Source organism: Phyllobacterium sp. P5_D12 (genome assembly GCF_054049495.1).
This window is the reverse complement of the sequence record NZ_JBFUMG010000709.1, coordinates 1-1953: the sequence shown is the minus strand read 5'-3', so window position 1 is coordinate 1953 and position 1953 is coordinate 1. Positions and strand designations below refer to the sequence as shown.

Genomic DNA, 1953 nt, shown 5'->3' with positions numbered 1-1953 from the left:
ACAATGGACAGTCAAACACATCATCGCTCGAAACCACATACTGGTTACGTCCCTGCTGTTCCGTCTTGTCAGGCATCCGAATTATTACCTGAACATCATTCCGGAGCTCATCGGATTTGCGGTCACGCTACATGCGTTTTGGACGCTTGCCGTAGGCATGCCTCTCTATCTGATCCCGCTTTTCGTTCGAATTAGTCAAGAGGAAAAAGCCATGCGTGTCCACTTCCCCCAGTATTGATGTGCGTTAGTATTCCGACGACTTTTCAGGGAGCCGTTTCCAGCACCGCTTAGTTTTCCAGCTTATGCACAGAAACGGGCTGTATTGATAAGCGTTCGTTTGAAAATGCCAATTATTACTGCTTGGCAGCAAGACGTTTGCTATCATGTGTCCTATCTTACCTCCTTCGCCCGTTTGGTACCTCGCGAAAAGTTCACAATGATCGCAATCAACACCGTGCCGACAATGAAAACGAAGGCCGCGGCAGCGATCGCCGGGCTGATGTTTTCCCGTATCGTGGAGAACATTTGCCGTGCGAGCGTCCGCTGGTTTGGGCCCGCCACAAACAGCGTCAGCACGACTTCGTCCAACGACGTCGCAAAGGCGAAAACAGCCCCAGATACGATACCGGGGAGCGCCAGCRGCAAGGTTACTTGTTTCAGCACCGTAACGGGTGCTGCGCCGAGGCTGGCTGCCGCCTGCTCCAACCGGCGATCAATCCCCTGCAATACCGCCAAGACGTTGACAACGACAAAGGGCACGGCCACCACAGTGTGGGCAATGATCACCCCAAGATAGGTGTTGGTCAAAGCATATCGAGCAAACATGAGCTGCATGCCGACGCCCAGCACCACCGCCGGCACCACCATCGGCAAAAGAAAAATCGTCTTGATGGTCGTAAGGACAAGCGAAAGCTGCTTGTCCCGTAGTCCGAGGGCACCAACGGTTCCCAGGAATGTCGCAAGCACGGTGGTGCCGCAACCGATGATGAGGCTGTTGATGATGGACCGCTGCCACACACCGGCGGTGAACAGCTCAACGAACCATCGGGTTGAGTAACCTGGAATGGGATAGTTGAGGAAGACACTGTCGGTGAAAGCGAGCGGCAGGATCGCAATCAGCGGTGCGATCAGAAAGAAGACGGTCGCAGAACCGAAAATCAGTTTCGAAAAACGCAACACGCTCACGGACTCGTTTCCCGTTCTGACGAAAGCCTGAGATATATCGCATAGAGGATCATCGTGGCCGCCAGGAGGACCAGTCCAAGCGCCCCTGCCATGCCCCAGTTGGCTGCGCCCGTGGCGTAGTAGGCGATCACCGAACTGATCATCTGATCCTTCGCACCGCCGATCAAGGCCGGCGTGATGTAGTAACCGAGCGCGCTCATGAATACCAGGAGCGAACCAGAACCGACGCCGCGCAGCCCGAGCGGCAGCAAGACATTCAAGAATGCCCTGACGGGATGAGCGCCCAACGACGCCGCGGCCGGCATGAGGTTTTTGGGGATACCGATCAGCACACTGAAGATCGGAAGCACCATGAAGGGAAGCAGGACATGGGTCATGGCGATGATGACGCCGGCTCGGTTGAAGATCAGCGGTATCGGACTTGACGTTACGCCCGATTGCATCAAGACCGAATTGATCAGCCCCCTGTCCTGCAACAAGATGAACCATGCCGCGGTTCGCACCAGCAATGACGTCCAAAGCGGGAGCAGCACCGCACCCAGCAACAATTGCCGCTTCCAGCCATCGACCGAGGCAGCGATCATGGCAAAGGGAAAACCGATCAAAACGCACGCCCCTGTCACCGTCAAAGCCATCACAAACGTCCGCAGCATTATGGCCTTGTTCGCCGAAGCATCAGCCGGAAGAGAGGCAATTGCACCGGACGCGTCCCGTTGCAGGTCAACTGCTGCCAAAAGATTGCGGTCTGTGATTCTCGAAGATGCTGCC

The 1953-nt window shown here is 55.7% G+C and carries 3 protein-coding genes; 1 reads left to right on the top strand and 2 read right to left on the bottom strand.

Annotation, left to right across the window (positions count from 1 at the left end; genetic code table 11):
- Nucleotides 1-238, top strand: a 238-nt coding sequence (locus ACXJ5O_RS25555) for an isoprenylcysteine carboxylmethyltransferase family protein (RefSeq protein ID WP_457302353.1), incomplete at its 5' end; no start/stop codon positions are given.
- 152 nt (nucleotides 239-390) lie between these two features.
- Here ACXJ5O_RS25555 and ACXJ5O_RS25550 read toward each other — a convergent pair.
- On the bottom strand, nucleotides 391-1185 hold the full coding sequence (locus ACXJ5O_RS25550) for an ABC transporter permease (protein WP_457302352.1): 795 nt from the start codon (nucleotides 1183-1185) through the stop codon (nucleotides 391-393).
- A partial coding sequence (locus ACXJ5O_RS25545; RefSeq protein ID WP_457302351.1) for an ABC transporter permease occupies nucleotides 1182-1953 on the bottom strand: 772 nt, incomplete at its 5' end. The genes ACXJ5O_RS25545 and ACXJ5O_RS25550, both read right to left, overlap by 4 nt.